Here is a 22,093-nt window from a genome sequence, read left to right as displayed (position 1 = left end):
AACCGCTTCAGACCGCCTCGACGGGTGCCTTCTTTCGCTTCCGGACCTTCGCTTTGCCTCGGTTGGCGGCCAGCACTGCGGCGCCGATCGTGCCGGAGTCGTTGCGGTACTTCGCCGGCTCCATCTGTGCCCGGGTCTTGATCAGGGGCAGGAACTGCTGATGGGACTTGGAGACCCCGCCGCCGACGATGATGAGGTCGGGGCAGACCAGGAGCTCCATCATCGAGTAGTACTGCTGGAGGCGCTCGGCCCATTCGGGGTATTCGAGGCCCTCGCGGACCTTGACCGATTCCGCCGCCTGCGTCTCGGCGTCGCGGCCGTTCATCTCGATGTGGCCGAACTCGGTGTAGGGCACGAGCCTGCCCTGAGTGAACAGCGCGGTTCCGATGCCGGTGCCCAATGTCGTCATCAGCACCGTCTTCTTCCGGAATTTCGTCCCGGCGCCGAAGCTCATCTCCGCCAGTCCCGCGGCGTCTGCGTCATTCATCAGGTGGACCGTCTTGCCGGTCTGCTCCCGCAGATAGTCCTCGATCGGCCACTCACGCCACCTCTTGTCGAGGTTCGCAATGTATTCCACGCGGCCGTTGCACACGACGCCCGGGAACCCGCAGCCCAGCGGCAGCGCGTCGAGGACGCTGCGGTCGTCGATGCATTCCGATTCCAGGGCCCTGGCGACGAGCAGTTCGTACACCTCGGTGATCGCCTGGGCCACCGCCTCGGGGGTGCTCGGCTTCGGAGTGAAGACCCGCACTCGTTTGAAGAGCAGCTTGCCGGTGACGATGTCGACGAGAGCGGCCTTGATGCCGGTGCCGCCGATGTCGATTCCAATGCTCAAGCGCCCCTGGGTGCCCTGTGTCATCTGGATTCCTCGAGTCTCTTCGGTCCCTGCGCGATGGCGGTGTCCGCATCCGGCAGAGTCAGGATATCGGCACCGGTCTCGGTGACGACAAGGGTGTGTTCGAACTGAGCCGATCGTTTCCTGTCCTTCGTCACCACGGTCCAGGAATCGTCCCAGACGTCCCATGCCTCGGTCCCGAGATTGAGCATGGGTTCGATGGTGAAGATCATTCCCGGCTCCATCACCTCGGCGTGGGCCGGTGCGGCGTCGTAGTGGGGGATGATGAGTCCGGAATGGAACTCACGGCCGACGCCGTGGCCGCTGTAGTCGCGGACGACGCCGTAGCCGAACCGCTTCGCATACTTCTCGATCACGCGGCCGATGATGTTGATCTCCCGGCCCGGCTTCACCGCTTTGATGCCGCGCATCATCGCCTCCCAGGTCCGCTCGACCAGCAGCCGTGATTCCTCGGCGACGTCCCCGACGCAGAACGTGTAGTTCGTGTCGCCGTGCATGCCGTCGATGTAAGCGGTGATGTCGACGTTGATGATGTCGCCGTCGACGAGCACGGTGGAATCCGGGATCCCGTGGCAGATCACCTCGTTGATCGAGGTGCACACCGATTTGGGGAACCCGCGGTACCCCAGGGTCGAGGGGTAGGCGCCGTGATCGCACATGAACTCGTGGGCTCGCGCATCGATCGCATCAGTGGTGACGCCCGGGGCGATGATCTCCCCGACTGCGGCCAGGGCGTTCGCCGCGATCGAGCCCGCCTGCCGGACCTTCTCGACTTCCTCGGGAGTGTAGAAGTTATGGCCGCGGCCCTCGTCGGCGTCGGCGCGCCCGACGTACTCGGGACGGACGATGGTCGGGGGCACGGGACGCTCGGGGGAGACCGTGCCGGGTGTGAGCAGGCGTGGCGCTGAAGTCATGATGACTCGATTCTAGAGCGGGATCGCGCAGTTATTCCACAACTGCCGTGCCTGTCGACATGTCCGAAAGGCGGCGCGGCGGTTTAGACTCGATCCTGCCGAAGTCGCGCGGCCACGATCACCGGCGGCGGCCGATCAACCGGGAGGTGCGATGAACGATCAGATCGACCCAGGGACACAGGAGTTCTCCGGGCTCGGCGACGTCGTCAGCCTCACCAGCGCACCTCAGCAGATCGCTGATCACATCCTGTCGGGAATCGCCGTCGGAGCGCTGCCTGTGGGCACGATGCTTCCCGGTGAGCGTGCGCTTGCCGCCGCCCTCCAGGTCTCGCGCTCGAGTGTCCGGGCGGCGCTGGAGCGTCTCGAGCGCCTCGGCGTCGTCGAGCGCCGCCGCGGTCGTGGGGGAGGAACGTTCGTCTCAAGCGCGGAGCCGACAGCCCTGGCGCCGATGGCCGAACGGATCGGCGAGTTCCACGCCGAGCGGCGGAACCTGCTCGACGCCCGCGCCGTCTTCCACAACACGCTTGCCGCCGTCGCTGCTCTGCGACGCACCGACGACGAGCTCTCACAGCTGCGGGAGCTGGCGGCGACGTACTCCGAACTCGCCGAGGCGGCCGCCGCCCGGACCGCCGACGCGCAATTCCATTTCGCCATCGCCCGGGCCTGCCACAATCCGGAGCTCGCCCGCATGGCCATTGACATCGACATGAAGATCAACGCGGGGTTCCGGCACGATCCGTTCTCCGTCAAGCTGTTCGAACGGGCCGTGCACGATCATGCCGCCATCGTCGATGCCATCGCGGCCGGCGACTCGCTCGAGGCCGGCCGCCTGTGCGAGGAGCACTTCCGCTCGACCACCACACCGCCCCCGCCCGCCGCCTGAGCTGAACTCGGCCATCGCATTTGTGACAGGCGGCTGAGCGGTGGACGCCGGTCGAGGGCAGAGGAGGCCACCTCGCCGCATCTGAGTCTTCCCTGGCTCACGTCTGCGAACAGCCCGACGAACCCAGCGAGACCTCGGTCACGGGCGGGTGAGAGCGCCGCCGGTGACCGCGGAGCATGCAGCGAACTCTGATCGCATGCACACGGAACCGTGACGATTCGTTGCGACGAGAATAAGTGTTCTCGGAGTCTCTCTGCATTGAACGGGGCCGTTCGGTCCGTCAGTGTGGTGTGGGGCGATTCCACGGCACCTTCTGCTCCGGGATTCCTGTGCCGACCACAGACCAAATGCCACAGAACACACTGCGTGTGCCGCGCACCAGGAGTCGCCGACCGGGTCGAGTACCCGATCAAGAGAAAGTGAGAACAGATGAAACGTGCGCGCACACTTGCGGTGACTGCACTGTCCGCCGCCGTCCTCGCCGGGGGAGTCTCCCTGGCAACGGCGACCTCTGCCGCGGCCGACTCGATGTCCGGAGGCGTCAGCCAGGAGAACGCAGGAGCCTCGGCCGGCGGAGAATCCGACGCCGGACCGCCCGGAGGGATTGATGGCCCGGACGAGCTGAGTGAGGAGCAGATCGACAACGCGCGCACCATCATCGGCGTCGGCAAGGGCGCAGACCTGTCGAAGCAGGCGCAGACGATCGCCGTGATGACCGCACTGCAGGAATCGAGCCTCAACGACCTCGACGGCGGGGACCGCGATTCCGCCGGCGCCTTCCAGCAGCGTCCCTCGATGAACTGGGGATCGGCTGACGAAGTCACCGACACCGTGTATGCATCGAAAGCCTTCTACGGAGTCGATTCCGAGACATCCAACCCCGGGCTGACCCAGATCGACAACTGGGAGGACATCGACCCCGGTGATGCCGCACAGGAAGTGCAGCGCTCGGCCTACCCCGATGCCTACGACAAGTGGGAGCCGCTGGCGAAGAAGCTCGTCGACGACAACCAAGACGTCGACGACATCTATTGACCCGGCGGCGCAATCAACTGACTGGTCGCGCTCCCCGCACTGCTGGAGTGATCAGGCCACGGCACCGGCGGCGAGCCGAAGGACCACCTCGGTGAGGTGATGGAGCTCCAAGACGAGATCCTCGTCCTTCGTGAACTCCTGCAGGCTGTGCGAGATTCCGTCGACGCTGGGGATGAAGAGCATGACGGTGGGCGCCTCGTCCTTCATGTTGGTCGAGTCATGTCCGGCCACGACCATCACCTTCGCCGAGTTGAGTCCCAGATCATCCGCGACCGACCATGCCAGCTCGACCCCGTCCTCAGAATACGGGTTCTGATCCCAGCTGTGCTCGGCGACGACGACCGGGGAATTCGGGTACACCGTCAGCTGACCGGACGCGGTGTGCAGAGCACCCGGCTCGAAATCGCCGACGAGCTCACGGGCGGCCACCACCAAGCGTGCGGCTCCGAGCAGGGCGTCCTGGCGGTCAGAAGTTCAACGCGAATCCCCACTGAACTCACCGCTTCCGCAGTGCTTAGCTGCACTTCCCACCGCGGGTCCGGTCGCTTCGGGACCAATTCACAACGCACCGCTGGACGTAGTTCACCCGGAGAGATATGCAAAAGGCACCGTTGGCCGCAATACGCCCCATTGCATCGGGGTGAATTGCGGCCAGCGGTGCCCAAGCGGTCGGCCGGCCCGCGCCTTCTCAGCTGGCGAGAGCGTGCGCGACCGAGACGGCCTCGAGGCCGAAGGCTTCGGCGACGTTGTCATTGGTGACGTGGCCGTTGTGGGTGTTGAGGCCGCGAGCCAGCGCCGAGTCGTTCGACAGTGCCTGGTGCCATCCCTGGTTGGCCAGCTTGACCGCGAACGGCAGGGTCGCGTTGGTCAGTGCCTTGGTCGCCGTGTTCGGCACCGCACCGGGCATGTTCGCCACGCAGTAGTAGACCGAGTTGTGGACGGTGAAGGTCGGGTCGTCGTGAGTCGTCGGACGCGAGTTCTCGAAGCAGCCGCCCTGGTCGATGGCGATGTCGACGAGGACGGAGCCGGGCTTCATGCCTGCCACCATCTCGTCGGTGACGAGCTTCGGAGCCTTCTTGCCGGGGATGAGCACCGAACCGATGACGAGGTCGGCGGTGGCCAGCGACTTGGTGATCTCGTACTTGTTCGACACCTTCGTCGCGATCGCACCGTTGAAAGTGTCATCGATCTGGCGCAGTCGGGGGATGTTGATGTCGATGACTTCGACCGTGGCACCGAGACCCAGGGCCATCCGGGCGGCATTGGTTCCGGCCACACCGGCACCGATGACGACGACGTTGGCGCGGTCGACTCCAGGCACCCCGGAGAGCAGGATGCCGCGGCCGCCCTCGGCCTTGAGCAGGCTGTGGGCTCCGACCTGGGTCGAGAGCCGACCGGCGATCTCGCTCATGGGGGCGAGCAGCGGAAGGCCGCCGCCGTCGGGCTGGACGGTCTCGTAGGCGATCGCCGTGGTACCGGCCTCCGTCAGGGCGTTCGTCAGCGCCTGATCGGCGGCCAGGTGGAGGTAGGTGAACAGGACGAGGTCCTTGCGGAGGAAGCCGTACTCGGAAGCGATGGGCTCCTTGACCTTGAGGACCATGTCTCCGGCAGCCCACGTCGAAGCGGCGTCGGGAGCGATCGTGGCACCGGCTGCGGTGTACTCCTCATCGCTGATGAACGAACCTTCGCCCGCGCCGGCCTGCACGGTGACCTCATGTCCATTGGAGACGAGCTCCTGGACTCCAGCTGCCGTGATGGCGACGCGGAACTCGTTGTTCTTGACCTCGGTGGGCACAGAAATGCGCATTGCTTTCCTCTCTCATTTCGCCCCGTTGCGACGTGGGCATATCCAGCCGCGTGGTGACGTGGCTGAGGGTACGTCTCACTGTATTCCGCTTAAGGTCTGGGAGGCAAACCTTTAACGGCGAAAACAGCAGATTTCTTGCGGATTCCGTGGAAGAATGTTTCCGCGGCGCACCGATCGCAGTGTTGCGGCCACGGATAACGCAGTGTCGAGGAGAGTGCGCCAGCCACCGACAGACCACCCCGCAGCACAGTGAAAGAGCAGATGGGAACCCCCCACAGCCGTCCGCGCCCATCCCGGTGGGAGCGGGTCCGAACCGGTAAGCTGAAACGGCAAGGACTGCACACTGCGATGGAAGGGTCGTCATGGGACTGTTCAAAGATGCTGAAAACGCCAACTCGAAGTACTACTTCAACCTGGAGACCAACGCGGTCGAAAAGGGTCTGGTGAGCGATTGGAACCACCGGATGGGTCCCTATGACACCGAGGCCGAGGCCCGTGCCGCCCTTGAGAAGGCCAAGTCCCGCAACGAGGCCTGGGACGACCAAGACGCAGAATGGAACGGCTGAGTCGATGAGCCGTCAGGAAGAGTTCGTCCTCCGCACGGTCGAGGACCGGGAGGTCCGGTTCATCCGACTGTGGTTCACCGACGTCCTCGGCGGGCTCAAGTCCGTCGCGATCGTTCCGGCAGAGCTCGAAGGGGCCTTCTCCGAGGGGATCGGCTTCGACGGGTCCGCCGTCGAGGGACTGTCGCGGGTGTTCGAGGCCGACATGGTCCTCAAACCGGATCCTTCGACATTCTCGCTGCTGCCGTGGCGAGGTGAGACCGAACCGACGGGGAGGATGTTCTGCGACATCCACGTCCCGGGTGGCGAGCCCGCTCCGGCCGACCCGCGCAACGTCCTCAAACGGACGCTGGCGAAGGCGGCCGAGAAGGGATTCACCTTCTACGTGCATCCAGAGGTCGAGTTCTACCTGTTCAAGACCGACAACCTCGACCCGCGCACCGGAATCGTCGACGGCACCCGACCCGTGCCCGTCGATTCCGCCGGGTACTTCGACCATGTCAACGGCGGCACCGCCAATGACTTCCGCAGGTCAGCGGTGACAATGCTCGAGGCGATGGGACTCTCCGTCGAGTTCTCCCACCATGAGGCGGGCCCCGGTCAGAACGAGATCGACCTGAGATATGCCGACGCGCTGACGATGGCCGACAACATCATGACCTTCCGGTCGGTGATCAAGGAAGTCGCGATCTCCCAGGGCGTCTACGCCTCGTTCATGCCCAAACCCCTGGCCGATCACCCCGGCAACGGGATGCACACACATGTGTCCCTGTTCGAAGGCGAGAACAACGCCTTCTTCGAACCCGGCGCCACTTACCAGCTGTCGAAGACCGGCCGTCAATTCATCGCCGGTCTCCTCACCCATGCCGCGGAGATCACCGCGGTGACGAATCAGAACGTCAATTCCTACAAACGTCTGTGGACCGGGCATGAAGCACCGTCCTACATCTGCTGGGGACACCGGAACCGGTCCGCGCTCGTGCGGGTCCCCCAGTACAACTCCGGCAAATCGTCGTCGGCGCGGGTCGAGTACCGGGCGCTCGACTCCTCGGCGAACCCATACCTGTCGTACGCGCTCATGCTCGCGGCCGGGCTCAAGGGCATCGAGGAGGAGTACGAACTGCCCGACGAGGCGGAGGACAACGTCTGGCTGCTCTCCGACATCGAGCGGCGTGCGATGGGCATTCAGGCACTGCCCTCGAGTCTGTCCCATGCCCTGGAGACGATGGAGCAGTCCGACCTGGTGGCCGAGACGCTGGGCGAGGAGGTCTTCGACTTCTTCCTGCGCAACAAACGGCAGGAATGGAACGAGTATCGCGCCCAGGTGACCCCGTACGAACTCAGCAAGCACTTCACCTCGATGTAGGCGACGATGGCCCGAATCACGTCGCGCACCGCCGCCGTCTCCGAGTCCGCCGCCCGCTTCCTCAAGGACATCAACGATCTGCTCGGACTGCCCTTGGCATTCGACTCGCGGTTCGTCGACCTCCTCGAGGCGAGCCCGGATCCGCACAGTGCCGCCCTCGGTCTGCTCCGCGTGCTCGAGCAGGCCGACGGCGTGCTGCCGGCATTCGCCGCCGCGATCCGTGCCGGAGAGGCCGAGGAGCTCGCCGAGGACGAACTCAACCGGCCGCTGCTCGGGCGGCTGCTCACCGTCCTCGGCACTTCCGAGGCGATGGTCGACCACCTCGTGCGTCATCCGGATTCGCTGTCGCTGCTGTTGGATCCCGCGCCGTTCCTCATGATCTCCACCCCCGCCGCCTCTGCTCCCGCGCTGCGCGAAGCCCTGCTGGGCAGTGTGGGCGCGGATCCGAACGACCCTGCACCACGCGCGAAGCTCGTCGGCGATGAGGGCATCATCGCCCTGCGTCATGCCTATCGTGACGCACTTCTGCGCCTCGTCGCCGATGATCTCAGCAGCGAGCAGCCGGAGGAGATCGTCGACCAGGTGATGGCGGTCCTGTCGGATCTGGCCGCCGCTGCGATGGACGGCGCCCTGGCGATTGCTCGCAGCGAAATCGATCCCGACGCGAGCGTCCGGCTGGCAGTGATCGCGCTCGGCAAGACCGGGGCCAGGGAGCTCAACTACGTCTCCGACGTCGACGTCGTCTTCGTCCAGGCCACCGGGGCGGACGACGCCCAGCGGGGCCTGGCCACCGAAATGGCGCAGCGGATGCGCGCGATCCTCTCCGACCCGGGAGCCGAACCCGCCCTGTGGGAGGTCGACACGGCGCTGCGGCCCGAGGGGAAGGCGGGGGCGCTGGTGCGCACGATGAGCGAATTCACCCACTACTACGCCGACATCGCGAAGAACTGGGAGTTCCAGGCCCTCCTCAAGGCTCGTCCGGTCGCCGGCGATTGGGCCCTCGGCGAGGAGTATGTCGAGACTCTGCTGCCGCTCGTATGGGAGGCCGCGAGCCGGCAGGGGTTCATCGATGGGATTCGCGCGATGCGCCGTCGCGTCGTCGACCTGATTCCCGCCGCCGAGGCGCCGCGTCAGATCAAACTCGGCCGTGGCGGACTCCGCGACGTCGAGTTCTCCGCCCAGCTGCTTCAGCTCGTCCACGGGCGCAGCGACGTCGACATCCGCACCCCCAACACGCTGCTCGCCCTCGAAGCGCTCGGTGAGCACGGGTACATCGGCCAGCAGGACGCCCATGTCTTCTCCGCCGCCTACCGGTTCATGCGGGTCGTCGAGCATCGGGTGCAGATCCCTCGCATGCTGCGCAATGCCCTGATTCCCGACGCCGATGACCGGCTGCGGATCCTGGCCCGCTCGGTCTTCCGCTTCGGGCCCCGCTCCGCCGATCGGCTGGAGGAGGCCCGGAAGGACTATGCCAAGAAGGTCACCCGCCTGCACGAGCAGATCTTCTACCGCCCGATTCTCGAGGCCGCGGTCGGAGTCCACGGCGCCGTCGTCGATGCGCACAGTCGCGGCACGAGCCTGCAGGCTGCTGCCGACCGCCTCCGCGCCTTCGGCTACGTCGATCCGGAGGGGGCACTGGGCCACATCAAAGCGCTGACCAGCGGAATGTCGCGGGCCTCACTCGTCATCCGACAGGTGCTGCCTGCCCTCCTCGACTGGTTCTCCGAGGGTGTCGACCCCGATGCCGGTCTGCTGGCGTTCCGGCGGCTCAGCGAGTCACTGTCCTCCTCGGGCTGGTTCCTCAAGATGCTCCGGGATTCCGGTCTGGCGGCGAAGTCCGTCGCCGAGGTCCTGTCTCTGTCGCGGTACGCCACCGAACTGCTCCTGCGTCAGCCCGCGGCAGTGGCCTGGCTCGACAACTACTCGAACCTCAGGGCCCGTGATTTGCAGGTGCTGCGCGCCGAGGTCGACGGTCTGCTTCGCCGCCACGGCGGCAGAGCCGTCGGCCAGATGCGCGAGACCTACAGCCGCGAACTCCTCCGCATCTCCCTGCGCGATGTCCTCGGGGTGGGGGACCGGGCGGAGATCCCCGGCGATCTGACCGCCCTCATGGACCTCACGGTCCAGGGTGCGCTGCGTGCGGTGCGCCTCGATCTCGACCAGGAGGACATTCCGGACTACGAGTTCTCCGTGATCGCGATGGGACGCTGGGGCGGCCGCGAGATCGGCTACTTCTCGGATGCCGATGCGATGTATGTCTACCGTCCCGTCGATGAGGATCTCGGCGCCGAGGCGAAGACCAAGCTGAGCAAGCACGTGAACAAGGTCGCCCTCCAGCTCGCGAGCCGACTGGGATCGTCCGAAGGCGCGGAGGGCGTCGAACTCGATGCGGATCTGCGCCCCGAGGGGAAGAACGGGCCCCTGGTCCGCAGCTTCTCGTCCTTCCAGTCCTACTACGCGAAGTGGTCACAGCCCTGGGAGGCCCAGGCGCTGCTGCGGGCGCGTCCGGTGGCCGGCGACGCTCCGCTCATCGACGACTTCACCGCGCTCATCGACCCCCTGAGGTATCCGGAGACGATGCCGTCGAAGGCGCTGACCCAGGTGCGCACGCTCAAGGCGCGGATGGAGGAGGAGCGTCTGCCGCGCAACGCCGACAAGCGCCGCCACCTCAAGCTCGGACGCGGCTCCCTGTCCGACGTCGAATGGACCGTGCAGCTCCTGCAGCTGCAGCACGCCCATCGCATCGAGGGTCTGCGGACCCCGTCGACCCTCCCGGCCCTGCGCGTTGCCGCGGCCGAGGGCCTCATCCCCGCCGAGGACGCAACGGAGCTGGCGACCGCCTGGCAGCTGGCCACGGATGTGCGGTCGGCGGTGATGCTCTACAAGGGACGCACGAGCCATTCGCTGCCGACCGAGTACTCGGAGCTCGAAGCCACCGCCCGCCTTCTCGGATATCCCGCCGGGGGCGGCCACGAGCTCGAGGACGACTATCTCAGGGCCACCCGGCACGCGCGCGCAGTGATGGAGCAGCGCTTCTACGGATTCGACTGAGTCGTCGCTCCGCGTTGCCGGCAGCCGCGCTCAGTCGTCGAAGTCGAGTCCGAGCAGGGCGTTCTCGACGACTTCCGGCAGCGCCGGGTGGATCCAGTACTGGCCGCGGGCGACGACGTCGGCCGCCTGCCCGAACGCCATCGCCTGGATCAGGGGCTGGATGATCATCGAGGCCTCATGGCCGACGACGAATGCGCCGAGGATCAACCGGCTCCGGCGGTCGGCGATGATCTTGACGATCCCGGGGTCATCGGCCATCGCCCAGCCATAGGCGACGTCCTTGTACTGCTGGACCTTGATGGTCACCTCATGGCCGGCTGCCCGCGCCTCGTCCTCCGTCATTCCGACGTACGCGGCCTCGGGAGAGGAGAACACCGCCCCGGGAACCGCATGGTGGTCGACAGTCGCGAGAATCGCCTCGGCGGCGGCCCCGGGAGCGCCGGAGTCCATGTCCGCGGCCAGATTCGCCCCGACGATCTTCGCTTCGTGGTTGGCCACGTGCTTGAGCTGATACGGCGAGCAGATGTCGCCGAGGGCGAAGACCCCGGGCACGGGGGCGCCGTCCGCGAGGACCCGCAGATGATCATCAACGGCGAGCCGACCATCAGAATGGACGTCGTAGCCGACGTCGGCGGCGCGCAGCCCTTCCGTGTTCGGCGCCCTGCCGGTGGCGATGAGGACGGCATCGGCACTGAGCGCAGCAGGATGATCGACCTCGCCGAGGCGGCCGCTGGACTTCAGCTCCACCCGCACCCCGTCGTCGTCGACGGTGTACTGCGCGGGTTCGACGCCCTCGAACACGGTGTGCGAGTCAGTGAAGATCTCCGTGAAGGCCCGAGAGGCCTCGGAATCGAGTGACCCGAGCAGATCGGACCCCCGGATGACGACGGTGACTTCGGAGCCGAGGGCGGCGAAGATATGAGCGAACTCCGCGGCGATGACCCCGGAGCCGACGATGACGAGGCGGCGGGGGAGTTCGGGGACGCGCATGATCGTGTTCGAGGTGTGGACGGGGTAGCCGGGGGTGTCGACGCGAGCGACGTCAAGGCCGGTGACCTCGGGAATCTGGGGAGCGGCGCCGGCGGCGATGACGATCCGCTCGGCGCTGATCTCCTCACCGGAAGCGGTGCGCACAGTCTTGAGGTCGGTGAAGTGAACGTGCTCGGCGATGACTGTCACCTGCGGCTGAAGCTGTCTGCTCCGGTATGCGCGTCCGCCGGCCTCGATGGCATCGATGCGGTCGAAGATCCGCTTCTGCAGCGCGGGCCAATCAACGCCGGTGAACTCGGACGAGATGTTGTAGCGCGCGGAGTCCGCTGCCTGCTCGGCGATGGTGGCGGGGTAGACGAACATCTTGGTGGGGATGCAACCGACATTGAGACAGGTGCCGCCGAAATGCCATTCCTCGGCGATCGCCACTGTCAGTCCGGCGAACCTGTCGTCGAGGAACGTGTTGCCCGATCCCGTGCCGATCACCAGCAGGTCGAAATGCGTCATAGTCCATCCATGCTCGAGTTGTGTCCCGTGGGCGAGTGGCGAGCCTCACCGTCGGGTGTGTTTCTGGCAGCGGCCCATGAGAGAGGGGGCGCCACGGGATGAACCCGTGACGCCCCCACTGTATTCCCTCAGCGACTGCTCACGCTCCGGTGACCGGGCAGGTCACAGTGCGTAGTAGAGCTCGAACTCAGTCGGGGTCGGGCGGAGCCTGGCGACCTCGATCTCGTTCTCGCGCTTGATCCGGATCCAGGTCTCGATGAGGTCGGGGGTGAAGACGTCTCCCGCGGTGAGGAAGTCGTGGTCCTTCTCGAGTTCGACCAGAGCCTCGTCGAGCGAACCGGGGACCAGCTTGATGTCCTTGGCCTCCTCCGGAGGAAGCTCGTAGAGATCCTTGTCGATCGGCTCCGGGGGCTCGATCCGGTTGCGGATGCCGTCGATCCCGGCCATCAGCTGGGCGGAGAACGCCAGGTAGGGGTTGGTCGACGGGTCGGGAACGCGGAACTCGAGGCGCTTGGCCTTCGGCGAGGACCCGGTGACCGGGATCCGGATGGCGGCCGAGCGGTTGCGAGCGGAGTAGACGAGGTTGACCGGTGCCTCGTAACCGGGAACGAGCCGACGGTACGAGTTGATCGTCGGGTTGGTGAACGCGAGCACCGCGCCGGCGTGTTCGATCAGGCCGCCGATGTACCAGCGGGCCAGGTCGGACAGACCCGCATAGCCGTTCTCGTCATACATGAGAGGCTCGCCGTTCTTCCACAGCGACTGGTGGCAGTGCATGCCCGAACCGTTGTCGTCGAAGAGCGGCTTCGGCATGAACGTCGCCGACTTGCCGAACTCGAACGCCGTGTTCTTGATCACGTACTTGAAGTCCAGCAGCTGGTCGGCTGCGTGCTGGAGGGTGTTGAACTTGTAGTTGATCTCCTGCTGACCAGCCGTGCCGACCTCGTGGTGGGCACGCTCCATCTCGAAGCCGATCTGTTCGAGCGTCAGCGACATCTGGTCGCGGATGTCGGCGAAGTGGTCCTGCGGGGAAACGGGGAAGTAGCCGCCCTTGAATGGGGTCTTGTATCCCAGGTTCCCGCCGGGCTCGTCGGTGCCGGTGTTCCAGGCGGCCTCTTCGGAATCGATCTGGTAGAAGCTGTGGCCCGGAGTGTTGCTGTAGCGGATCGAGTCGAAGATGTAGAACTCGGCCTCAGCGCCGAAGAAGACGGTGTCGGCGATGCCGGTGCTCTGCAGGTAAGCCTCCGCCTTCGCCGCGACCTGGCGGGGGTCGCGGGAGTAGGGCTCATCGGTGAAGGGATCGACGATGGAGTGGGTGACGACGAGTGTCTTGGCTTCGCGGAAAGGATCGATGAAGGCGGTCTCGACGTCGGCGAGCAGCTTCATGTCGGATTCGTGGATGCCCTGGAAGCCTGTGATGGACGAACCGTCGAAGAGGAGGCCTTCGGTGATCTCCTCCACACCGTAGGAAGCGGCGGGAAGGTTGAAGTGCTGGACGACACCGGGGAGGTCGCAGAAACGGACATCGACGAATTTGACGTCGTTGTCCGCAATGTACTTGACGAGTTCTTCAGCAGACGAGAACACTTAGGTCTCCTAGATAGATTTGTGTGGCCGCTTGTCCTGACCACTGGTCCTTTGGCTTTGACCATCACCCATCTTAGTTGCCTCGGCGTGAAGCCGTGATGACGCACATGTTTCGGGCATGTTTCCTGGAAACCTCTCAGCCGCGGCTTCGGTAGGCTGGATTCGTGATGAATCGCGATGACCTCGGATCCTGGCTTTCGGGCCCTCAGACACAACGGGAAGCAGGCGACTGGCCCGGTCGGCGGCTGGGACTGCCGGAGACGGGGTCGCATTCCCTGGCCCCCGCGTGGCGCCGCTTCCTCGCCCTGCTGGTCGATTGGTTCATGTGCCTGGCGATCGCCGGTCTCATCGGCTCGGACAATCCGTTCCTGGCCCCGGCGATCTTCGCGCTCGAGAATCTCGTCCTCGTCGCGACTCTCGGCTACAGCGTCGGCCACCGAATCTTCGGGGTCGAGGTTCGCAGGCTCGACGGGCACGTGCCCGGATTCCTCAAGTCGGCGATCCGCGCTCTGCTCGTCGTCCTCGTCATTCCCGCTCTGATCTTCGACCGAGACCACCGCGGGCTCCACGATCTGGCCGCCGGCACAGTGATCCTCCGTCGTTGAACCGCCTCGTCGCCGGGGAGCCGGCTGGGGGCGAGGTGACGCCCTGGCGCGAGGGACAACCTCGGCGCCAGAACCGCCTCGGCGCGGGGGACCGGCTGTGGAGTGACTGAGTGAGGGACCGCCGACATATGTCGGCGGTCCCTCACTCAGTCAACGGAGATGTGCGTCCGTGCTCCAGCCGGCGGCGGTCAACGTCCGCGCATGGCCCTGTGGTTGGGTCGGGCCTTGTTCGGATCGATGCCCTTCGGGATCGGCGGCCGGGACGCCTGGGTGCCCAGGGCGGCGAGACGGTTGCGCACGGCCAGCACCTCGGCGCGGTTGAGCTTGCGCGGGAGCTTGTGGACGGTCGGGACGATCTGCTTCATCGTCAGCTGTCCCTCTTCGCTTCCTCCCTGGAGAGCGTGCACGGGGACGTTGGGGAGGATGCGCTCGTGACGCTTCTTCTCCTTGGCCAGCAGCTTGGCGCTGCGGGCCTTCGGGCCTTCGCTCAAGAGGACGACGCCGGACCGGCCGGTTGAGCGGAAGACGAGGTCACGGGTCCTGGGGTCGACAGCGATCGGCTGCTCATCCATCAGGTATCCGCGACGAGCGGTGTTGAGAACGGCACCGAAGGCACCGGGCTGGCCCTCCATCTGGGCGAACGCCGCGGTCTCCGCGAAGCGCCCGAGCATGAACATGGCCAGCAGCAGCCCGACCATGAAGCCGAGGATGGTAGTGAAGACGATTCCCTTGAAGACGAGACCGACGCCGACGCCGAGGATCGTGCACCCGAGGATCGCTGCGGCCAGCAGCCACGGAGTGGCCTTGTTGTGCTTGGCAGCCAATGCGTACACCTGACGCATCTGCGCCAGCCGCCCCGGCTTCCGGTTGGGATCCTTGGGCTTGCGGCGGAAAAGTCCTTTGCGCGGTTCTTCGCTCATTCTCTCACTTGCTCTTTGCGGGCGGCTTCAGCTCTGAGGACATCCAATAAGCCCCGGAGCCGATTCAGTGCTCAGCAGACAAGTCTACCTCTTCGCCCTCGCCGAAGGTATCGACAACGGCCTGCGCCTCCTGCCGGGCAGGGGTGTGCTTGTCGAGATGCGAGAGATGGGTCGGAATGGTCTCTCCGCGGTGACGCATCGCGGTGGCCCACAGGCGACCGGCCCGGTAGGACGAGCGCACCAGGGGACCGGACATGACGCCGAGGAAGCCGATCTCCTCGGCCGCGTCGCGCAGCATCACGAAGTCGCCCGGCTTGACCCAGCGAGTGACGGGATGATGCCGAGGGGACGGGCGCAGGTACTGCGTGATGGTGATGAGGTCGCAGCCGGCGTCATGGAGATCCTGCAGGGCCGAGATGATCTCCTCGTTGGTCTCGCCCATTCCGAGGATGAGGTTGGACTTGGTGATCAAGCCGGCCTCCCGCGCCTGGGTGATCACCGACAGCGAGCGTTCGTAGCGGAAGGCGGGTCGGATGCGCTTGAAGATGCGCGGCACGGTCTCGACGTTGTGGGCGAGGACCTCTGGGCGGGAGGAGAACACCTCGGCGAGCTGATCGGGATCCGCGTTGAAGTCCGGGATGAGGAGCTCGACTCCGGTGCCGCGGCCGTCGACGTAGTCGAGGTTGTGGATCTGGCGCACGGTCTCGGCGTAGAGCCACGCACCGCCGTCATCGAGGTCGTCACGGGCCACACCCGTGATCGTCGAGTACCGCAGTCCCATCTCGGCGACCGAGGCGGCGACGCGCCTGGGCTCGTCGGCGTCGAAGTCGGCGGGCCTGCCGGTATCGATCTGACAGAAGTCGCAGCGCCGGGTGCACTGCTCGCCGCCGATGAGGAAGGTCGCCTCGCGGTCCTCCCAGCACTCGAAGATATTGGGACAGCCGGCCTCTTCGCACACGGTGTGCAGCTCCTGCTTGCGCACGAGCGACTTCAACGAGGTGTACTCGGGACCGATGTGGGCCTTGGCCTTGATCCAGGCCGGCTTCTGCTCGATCGGGGTCTGCGAGTTCCGAGCCTCGACACGCAGCATTCGGCGGCCTTCGGGCGCAATCGTCACGTCTGATCTCCTAGGCTGTGATGGTCTCGTGCAGGATCTCGTCGAGCCTGGATGCAACGTCCGCAGGCGTCACGATCCGGCCGAGTTCGGCACTGATGGTGGTGGTATCGGCATCGGTGATCCCGCAGGGGATGATCGACGAGAACGCACCGAGGTCGTTGCTGCAGTTGAGCGCCAGTCCGTGCATCGTCACCCCTTCGTGGATCCTGATGCCGATCGCGCCGATCTTGCGGTCGCGTCGCAGGCCGTCTCCGAGGATCCAGACTCCCGCGCGACCGTCGACCGTGGTGGCCTCGATCCCGTATTCGCCGAGGAGGCGAATCATCGAGTCCTCGAGCTGTGAGACGAACAGCCGGACTTCTTTGGGGTCATTGAGTCGGTAGATGAAGTAGGCGACCAGCTGTCCCGGTCCGTGCCACGTGATCTTCCCCCCGCGGTCGACGTCGACGACTTCGGTGCCGTCGACCGGCCGTTCGTGGTCCTCCGTTCGCTTCCCGGCAGTGTACACCGGTGAATGCTCGAGCAGGAGGATCGTCGAGTCTCGGGTCCCGGCGATCACTTCTTCGTGATATCTCTTCTGCAAGTCCCAGGTTCGGCGGTAGTCCGAGTAGTTCGGCGCGAAACCCAGCGTTTCTGTGGCCAGAGGCATGACTCAACACTAGGTCTCCCGGTGCGGGGGTTCAATTTCAAAGGACATGATACAGAACACGTTTCCCGCAGCTCTTGACGTTGCGGAGTGAATCAACAATCATTAAACGATATCAAACGGCATTATCGGCTTCGATGGGGATGACGAACTATGACTTGGCGATTCCAGGCGACTCTCTCCGACCACATCCACCGCTTGGGCGACGACGCGGGTCGCATCTCCTGGGGAGTCGTCCACCACTGCAGGGACGACGACCATCCGCAGGCGCAGGGCACTGCCGAGGTCGACCTTCCCACGGGACCGGCCGAGCTGCTCCTCGTCGACCCGCTCCCGGGTGGCCTCGTCCTCGACATCGTCCGCTCGTATCAGGGTCTGACCAGCGGAGAGATGTGCACACTCGTCCTCGGCCTGTTCGCCGAACTGCGCACCGTATCGCGGCCCGCCGCCCGGCTGTCGCTGAGCTGCCTCGGTCTCGACGCCGAAGGCCACCCGCGCATCATTCCGGGTATCGAGGGTGACACCTCGGGCTCCGTCCGTCGCGCACTGGGGGAGATGCTCTATCACGCGGCGTACGGCTCACCGTGGCGGGAGAGCCTGCTGCCCGTCGGGATCGCCCTGCAGCGACATCCCGAGCCCCTGCAGCTCCTCGTCGCGGAGCTGCTCAACGACAGTGCTCCGGCCGCGGAGGGGCCTTCATCCGCGGAGTTCGATTCCGCCATCGCCGAGGTGAGCGACTGTCTGAGGCGGACCGCGGAACCGATTCCGCTCCCGCTCCTGCCGGCCGAGCGCGCTCTCGATCCGGCACAGGCCCTCACGGCCCGCCTGAGGGCGGGCAACGTGCTCCGCCGCTCGAGCGCCGAGAGCGGTCCATCCGCTTCGAGCGCCGGCCGTTCCGGCAGCGTACGCTCCACCACGAAGAGCATACGCTCCACCACGGGGAGCGAGCGATCCGCCACGGGGAATGAAGGCTTCGCCACGAAGAACACGCGTTCCACCGTGGGGAACGAGCGCCTCGGCGTCGGGGAGACGGCCGACCCGGCCCGGCGACTGCGCTCCGCCAGCAGGCAGAGGTCATGCGAGCCACGGCTGCTGAAGTGGCTCTCACGGTCAGGGCCGGGACTCGCACGCAAGGTGCCCCGGCCAGTCGGGCGTCGAGGGCTGCTGATCCTCCTCGCCGTCAGCATCGCGGTGTGCGGGGCGGCGGTCTTGGTCCAGTCGTGGAGTTCGAGCATCGACACGGCCGCGGACGCGGCTGCGGCGAAGGCGAAGCCCGGGGCCGGGCGGTCGGCTCCGCACGCAGGCTCAGGGGAGCGGGAGGCGGAGCAGGGGGACACGGCCCCGGGCCGCGACGACGCCGCGGACCGATTGAGCGATGAGGAGGTCGTCGCCCTGCTCGAGCAGCTGTGCGACAGGCGCGCGCAGGCACTCGGCGCTGGGGACAGCGGAGGCCTTGCACAGCTGACCGTGCCGGAGTCGACTGCCGCCGCAGCGGACGAACTCATCGACGTCGGTTCGTTCGCCGGGCATGACTTTGCGATCGAACTGCACTCACCAGCAGTCGTCGACCGCTCGGAGATGGGTCTCGTCGTCACTGCCCGAATGTCGACGACCGCATCGATCGACGGCGAGCAGGTCAGCTTCGACGCTCGGCAGGTCGAATTCCATCTCTCACTGCACTCCGGCGTGTGGAAGGTCGCCGAGGTGATCGAGACCGGGTCCGGGTGAGAGCAGTGCCGGTGAATGCGGGGAGGGACCGTCCACCTCGGTGAACGGTCCCTCCCCGCGGCAGTGCTCAGAGGATCAGAGTTCGAGATCCGCCTGGAAGTTGCCGCCTTCCAGTCGAGCCTTGATCGTCTGCAGGAAGCGTCCCGCATCCGCTCCGTCGACCAGCTGGTGGTTGTACGTCAGCGGCAGGTAGACCATGTCGCGGATAGCGATCGACTCCTCACCGTCGGCCGTCTTGACGACGACCGGGCGACGCACGATCGCGCCGGTGCCGAGGATGCCCATCTGCGGCTGGTTGATGATCGGGGTGTCGAACAGCGCCCCGACCGAACCGATGTTGGTCACCGTGAACGTTCCGCCGGAGAGCTCGTCCGGCTGGATCTTGTTGTTCCGGGTCCGGTCGGCGACGTCGTCGATGGCCTTGGCGAGGCCTGCGATGCTCATGTCCCCGGCATTCTTGACCACGGGAACCAGCAGTCCGCGCGGAGTGTCCACGGCGATCGCCAGGTGCTCGTAGTCGAAGTACGTGATCTCCTGGGATTCCAGGTCGTACTGAGCGTTGACCTTCGGGTGCTGCTTGAGGGCCTCCACGATCGCCTTGGCGAAGAACGGCAGGTAGGTGAGCTTGGCACCGTGCTTGGCCTGGAACGCATCCTTGTTCGCCCGTCGCAGCTTCGCCACCCGGGTCATGTCGACCTCGATGACCTGAGTCAGCTGAGCGGAGGCCTCGAGGGACTCGCTCATCCGCTTGGCGATGGTCTTGCGGATGCGCGAAGCCTTCTCGGTGGTGCCCCGCAGCTTGGCAGCCTCTTCGGGGATCTCGAGCTTGAAGGGTTCCTGGGCGCCACCGGCAGGTGCGCTTGCGGGTGCCGCCGAACGGTTGGCCGCAGCTTCGAGCACGTCCTGCTTGCGAATGCGCCCGCCGACTCCGGTTCCGGTCAGGGATCCGAGATCGACGCCCTTCTCGCGAGCCAGGCGGCGCACGAGAGGAGTGACATAGGCGGCGTTCTCACCGACGGTCTCTGCAGCCTGCGAAGCGGATGCCGCCTGGGCGGTCTCCGGCTTCGCAGCAGGCGTCGAGGCGGACGACTGCTGGACGGCGGCCGATTCGGCTTCGGCCTGAGCCGGCTCGGATGCCGAGTCCGGCTTCTGCTGGAAGGGCTTGTCCTCCGCCGGGGCCTGTGCGGCCGGCTTCTCCTCAGCAGGCTTCTCCTGCTTCGCGGGTTCTTCCTTGGCCGGCTCGTCCTCGGCGGGAGCCTCTTCCTCTGCAGGCTCTTCGGCGGGAGCCTCTTCCTCTGCGGGAGCGCCCGAACCGATGATCGCCAGCACGGCGCCCACCTCGACCGTCTCGTCTTCGGAGGCCAGGTGCTTCTGCACGACACCGGCGACCGGTGACGGTACCTCGGTGTCGACCTTGTCGGTCGAGACCTCGAGGAGAGGTTCGTCGACCTCGACCTCTTCGCCGACTTCCTTGAGCCAGCGGGTGACGGTTCCCTCAGTCACCGATTCGCCCAATGCGGGCATCGTGACCTCGGTGCCCCCTCCGTCGCTGGAGGCGCTGGAGCTGCTCTCAGAGGCCTTGGCGGAGCCGCTCTCCGCAGCTTTGGCCTCCTCAGGCTCGGAAGCCTGCTCGGACGAGTCGTCCTGCGAGCTCTCCTCGGCCGATTCTGCGGCCTCGTCGGAACCGGCCGCACCGGCGGGCTCCTCCTCGGGCGCTGCCTCACCGGAATCGGCGCCGCTGCCGTCCCCGATGTAGGCGAGATCGCCGCCGACTTCGACGACATCGTCTTCGTCGGCGAGGATCTTCTCGAGGACTCCTGCGTAGGGGCTCGGGATCTCTGTGTCGACCTTGTCGGTCGACACCTCGAGCAATGGTTCGTCGACCTGGACCTCGTCGCCGACCTCTTTGAGCCACCTGGTGACGGTGCCTTCGGTCACCGACTCACCGAGAGCCGGCATCTGCACGGAATTCGACATGTCTTTCGTCTCCTCGGATCTTATGAGTGGAAGTGCAGGGGTTTGCCGGCGAGGGCCAGGTGGGCCTCACCGAGCGCTTCATTCTGCGTCGGGTGCGCGTGGATGAGCTGCGCGACTTCCTCTGGGAATGCCTCCCAGTTGACGATCAGTTGGGCCTCTCCAGCCTGTTCGCTCAGTCGAGCGCCAATGCCGTGGATGCCGACAACAGGTCCTTCTTTCTCACGAATGACCTTGATCAGACCAGTGGTGCCCAGGATGACGGACTTGCCGTTTCCACCCAGGTTGTATTCGATGGTTTCGACGTTGTCGGCGCCGTACTGCTCCTCGGCCTGCTTCGACGTGATGCCGACCGAGAAGATCTCGGGCTCACAGTACGTCACGCGGGGGATGCCGGACTCGGCGACCGGCGCCGGGCTGAGACCGGCGATCTCCTCGGCAATGAAGATTCCCTGGCCGAAGGCGCGGTGGGCAAGCTGCAGCCCCGGAACGATGTCTCCGCAGGCGTAGATGTTGCCGACACCGGTGTGCAGGCGCTCGTTGGCGAGGACGAAACCGCGGTCCATCGGGATGCCCTGCTCCTCGAAGCCGAAGCCGTCGGTCACAGGTCCGCGGCCGACGGCTACGAGCAGGTACTCGGCTTCCAGGACGGAGCCGTCGTCGAGGGTCACCTTGACGCCGTCGGCGGTCTCTTCGACGCCCTTGAACATGACGCCGAGCTTGAAGTCGATCTTGCGCTTCTTGAACGCGCGCTCAAGGTTCTTCGAGATGGTCTCGTCCTCATTGGCGACGAGGTGCTTGAGGCCTTCGACGATGGTCACCTTCGCACCGAAGGAGTTCCAGACGCTGGCGAACTCGACGCCGATGACGCCGCCGCCGAGAACGACGACGGACTTCGGGACCGCCTGAAGCTGAAGCGCTTCGGTGCTGGTCAGCACGCGGTCGGTGATGTCGAGACCGATGGTCTTCGAGGTGGATCCGGTGGACAGGAGGACGTTCTTGCCCTTGACGGTCTGAGTGCCGTCCTCACCGCTGACCTCGACCGTGTCCTGGCCGACGAGCTTTCCGGTGCCGAAGTAGGTGTCGATCCCGCGGGCCTTGACCAGGCCCTGCAGTCCCTTGTAGTTGCGGGAGATGACGCTGTCCTTGTATTCGAGCACCTTGGCGATGTCGACGCCCTTGAACTCGGCGTCGATGCCGAACTTCGAGGAGTCCTTCGCTGACTCGGCGACCTCAGCGGAGTGCAGCAGCGCCTTGGTGGGGATGCAGCCACGGTGAAGGCAGGTGCCTCCCACCTTGTCGTTTTCGATCAAAGCAACCTTCATATCGAGCTCTGCAGCGCGCAGAGCCGCGGCATAGCCACCGGTTCCGCCGCCGAGGACGACAAGGTCGTAGGTCAATGAATCACTCACGGATTACTCCTCGTAGCTTTCGAATAAAACTGCCGCTGGCAGCTTTCCTCATTATCTTTCCACTTTTATCGCAGGTGGTGAAAGCACAGACCGTCTGTTTCGATTAAGGTGTGCATGATCACGTCGTTTTCG

Annotated in this window: 17 protein-coding genes and 1 pseudogene; 7 read left to right on the top strand and 11 right to left on the bottom strand. The window is 65.7% G+C overall.

All coding sequences use genetic code 11. The features are described from left to right. Positions 1–7: 7 nt before the first annotated feature. Together ppgK and map are read right to left on the bottom strand one after the other, a co-directional pair. Positions 8–859, bottom strand: a complete 852-nt coding sequence (ppgK, locus tag RIT73_RS01750; RefSeq protein ID WP_309130325.1) for a polyphosphate--glucose phosphotransferase — start codon at positions 857–859, stop codon at positions 8–10. Then, positions 856–1,770, bottom strand: coding sequence for a type I methionyl aminopeptidase (gene map, locus RIT73_RS01745; RefSeq protein ID WP_309130324.1), 915 nt, complete (start codon positions 1,768–1,770; stop codon positions 856–858). Before map ends, ppgK begins: the two co-directional genes overlap by 4 nt. 151 nt (positions 1,771–1,921) lie before the next feature. Between map and RIT73_RS01740 the strand changes: the two genes are divergently transcribed. Further along, positions 1,922–2,653 (top strand): FCD domain-containing protein, encoded by a 732-nt coding sequence (locus tag RIT73_RS01740; protein WP_309130323.1) that lies wholly within the window; start codon positions 1,922–1,924, stop codon positions 2,651–2,653. A gap of 453 nt (positions 2,654–3,106) precedes the next feature. Next, positions 3,107–3,688: a hypothetical protein gene (locus RIT73_RS01735; RefSeq protein WP_309130322.1), complete on the top strand. Its 582-nt coding sequence runs from the start codon at positions 3,107–3,109 to the stop codon at positions 3,686–3,688. Positions 3,689–3,739: 51 nt separating this feature from the next. On the opposite strand, the pseudogene RIT73_RS01730 reads toward RIT73_RS01735, so the two are convergent. After that, positions 3,740–4,159 (bottom strand): annotated as a pseudogene (locus RIT73_RS01730) (Zn-dependent hydrolase); the annotation flags it as partial. 217 nt (positions 4,160–4,376) lie between these two features. Further along, entirely contained in the window at positions 4,377–5,495 is a 1,119-nt protein-coding gene (ald, locus tag RIT73_RS01725) for an alanine dehydrogenase (RefSeq protein WP_309130321.1), read from the bottom strand. A 362-nt stretch (positions 5,496–5,857) separates the two neighbouring features. On the opposite strand from ald, the gene RIT73_RS01720 reads away from it, so the two are divergent. Genes RIT73_RS01720 through RIT73_RS01710 form a run of 3 tightly spaced genes read left to right on the top strand, consistent with a single transcriptional unit; the run spans position 5,858 to position 10,475 of the window. Next, positions 5,858–6,061: a hypothetical protein gene (locus RIT73_RS01720; protein WP_309130320.1), complete on the top strand. Its 204-nt coding sequence runs from the start codon at positions 5,858–5,860 to the stop codon at positions 6,059–6,061. 4 nt (positions 6,062–6,065) lie between these two features. Beyond that, a complete protein-coding gene (gene glnA, locus RIT73_RS01715) occupies positions 6,066–7,424 on the top strand; it encodes a type I glutamate--ammonia ligase (protein WP_309130319.1) in 1,359 nt (452 codons plus the stop codon). Between the two features lie 6 nt (positions 7,425–7,430). Then, complete coding sequence (locus RIT73_RS01710) at positions 7,431–10,475, top strand: bifunctional [glutamine synthetase] adenylyltransferase/[glutamine synthetase]-adenylyl-L-tyrosine phosphorylase (protein WP_309130318.1); 3,045 nt, start codon at positions 7,431–7,433, stop codon at positions 10,473–10,475. Positions 10,476–10,505: 30 nt separating this feature from the next. Here the strand turns inward: RIT73_RS01710 and RIT73_RS01705 are convergent, their stop codons facing one another. Both RIT73_RS01705 and glnA (RIT73_RS01700) read right to left on the bottom strand, forming a co-directional pair. After that, positions 10,506–11,972 (bottom strand): mycothione reductase, encoded by a 1,467-nt coding sequence (locus RIT73_RS01705; protein WP_309130317.1) that lies wholly within the window; start codon positions 11,970–11,972, stop codon positions 10,506–10,508. 162 nt (positions 11,973–12,134) lie between these two features. Next, positions 12,135–13,559: a type I glutamate--ammonia ligase gene (gene glnA, locus RIT73_RS01700; protein WP_309130316.1), complete on the bottom strand. Its 1,425-nt coding sequence runs from the start codon at positions 13,557–13,559 to the stop codon at positions 12,135–12,137. A 164-nt stretch (positions 13,560–13,723) separates the two neighbouring features. Between glnA (RIT73_RS01700) and RIT73_RS01695 the strand changes: the two genes are divergently transcribed. After that, positions 13,724–14,164, top strand: coding sequence for an RDD family protein (locus RIT73_RS01695; protein ID WP_309130315.1), 441 nt, complete (start codon positions 13,724–13,726; stop codon positions 14,162–14,164). Positions 14,165–14,352: 188 nt separating this feature from the next. Here RIT73_RS01695 and RIT73_RS01690 read toward each other — a convergent pair whose 3' ends face one another. From RIT73_RS01690 to lipB, 3 genes are all read right to left on the bottom strand, one after another. Beyond that, positions 14,353–15,084 carry a DUF4191 domain-containing protein gene (locus RIT73_RS01690; protein ID WP_309130314.1) on the bottom strand — a complete coding sequence of 244 codons (732 nt, stop codon included), beginning with the start codon at positions 15,082–15,084 and terminating at the stop codon, positions 14,353–14,355. A 64-nt stretch (positions 15,085–15,148) separates the two neighbouring features. Further along, entirely contained in the window at positions 15,149–16,201 is a 1,053-nt protein-coding gene (lipA, locus tag RIT73_RS01685; protein WP_309130313.1) for a lipoyl synthase, read from the bottom strand. A gap of 10 nt (positions 16,202–16,211) precedes the next feature. Further along, on the bottom strand, positions 16,212–16,850 hold the full coding sequence (gene lipB, locus RIT73_RS01680; protein ID WP_309130312.1) for a lipoyl(octanoyl) transferase LipB: 639 nt from the start codon (positions 16,848–16,850) through the stop codon (positions 16,212–16,214). Between the two features lie 150 nt (positions 16,851–17,000). Between lipB and RIT73_RS01675 the strand changes: the two genes are divergently transcribed. Then, a complete protein-coding gene (locus tag RIT73_RS01675) occupies positions 17,001–18,575 on the top strand; it encodes a hypothetical protein (RefSeq protein WP_309130311.1) in 1,575 nt (524 codons plus the stop codon). A gap of 75 nt (positions 18,576–18,650) precedes the next feature. On the opposite strand, the gene sucB is transcribed toward RIT73_RS01675, so the two are convergent. Together sucB and lpdA are read right to left on the bottom strand one after the other, a co-directional pair. Next, entirely contained in the window at positions 18,651–20,552 is a 1,902-nt protein-coding gene (gene sucB / locus RIT73_RS01670) for a 2-oxoglutarate dehydrogenase, E2 component, dihydrolipoamide succinyltransferase (RefSeq protein ID WP_309130310.1), read from the bottom strand. A gap of 20 nt (positions 20,553–20,572) precedes the next feature. Next, the gene (gene lpdA / locus RIT73_RS01665; RefSeq protein WP_309130309.1) at positions 20,573–21,961 is read right to left on the bottom strand and encodes a dihydrolipoyl dehydrogenase; all 1,389 of its coding nucleotides are present in this window, start codon (positions 21,959–21,961) and stop codon (positions 20,573–20,575) included. Positions 21,962–22,093: the final 132 nt, after the last annotated feature.

The organism is Brevibacterium sp. (genome assembly GCF_031179145.1).
Lineage (GTDB): Bacteria > Actinomycetota > Actinomycetes > Actinomycetales > Brevibacteriaceae > Brevibacterium.
The sequence above is the reverse complement of the archived record's forward strand: the minus strand, read 5'-3'. Positions and strand labels throughout refer to the sequence as shown.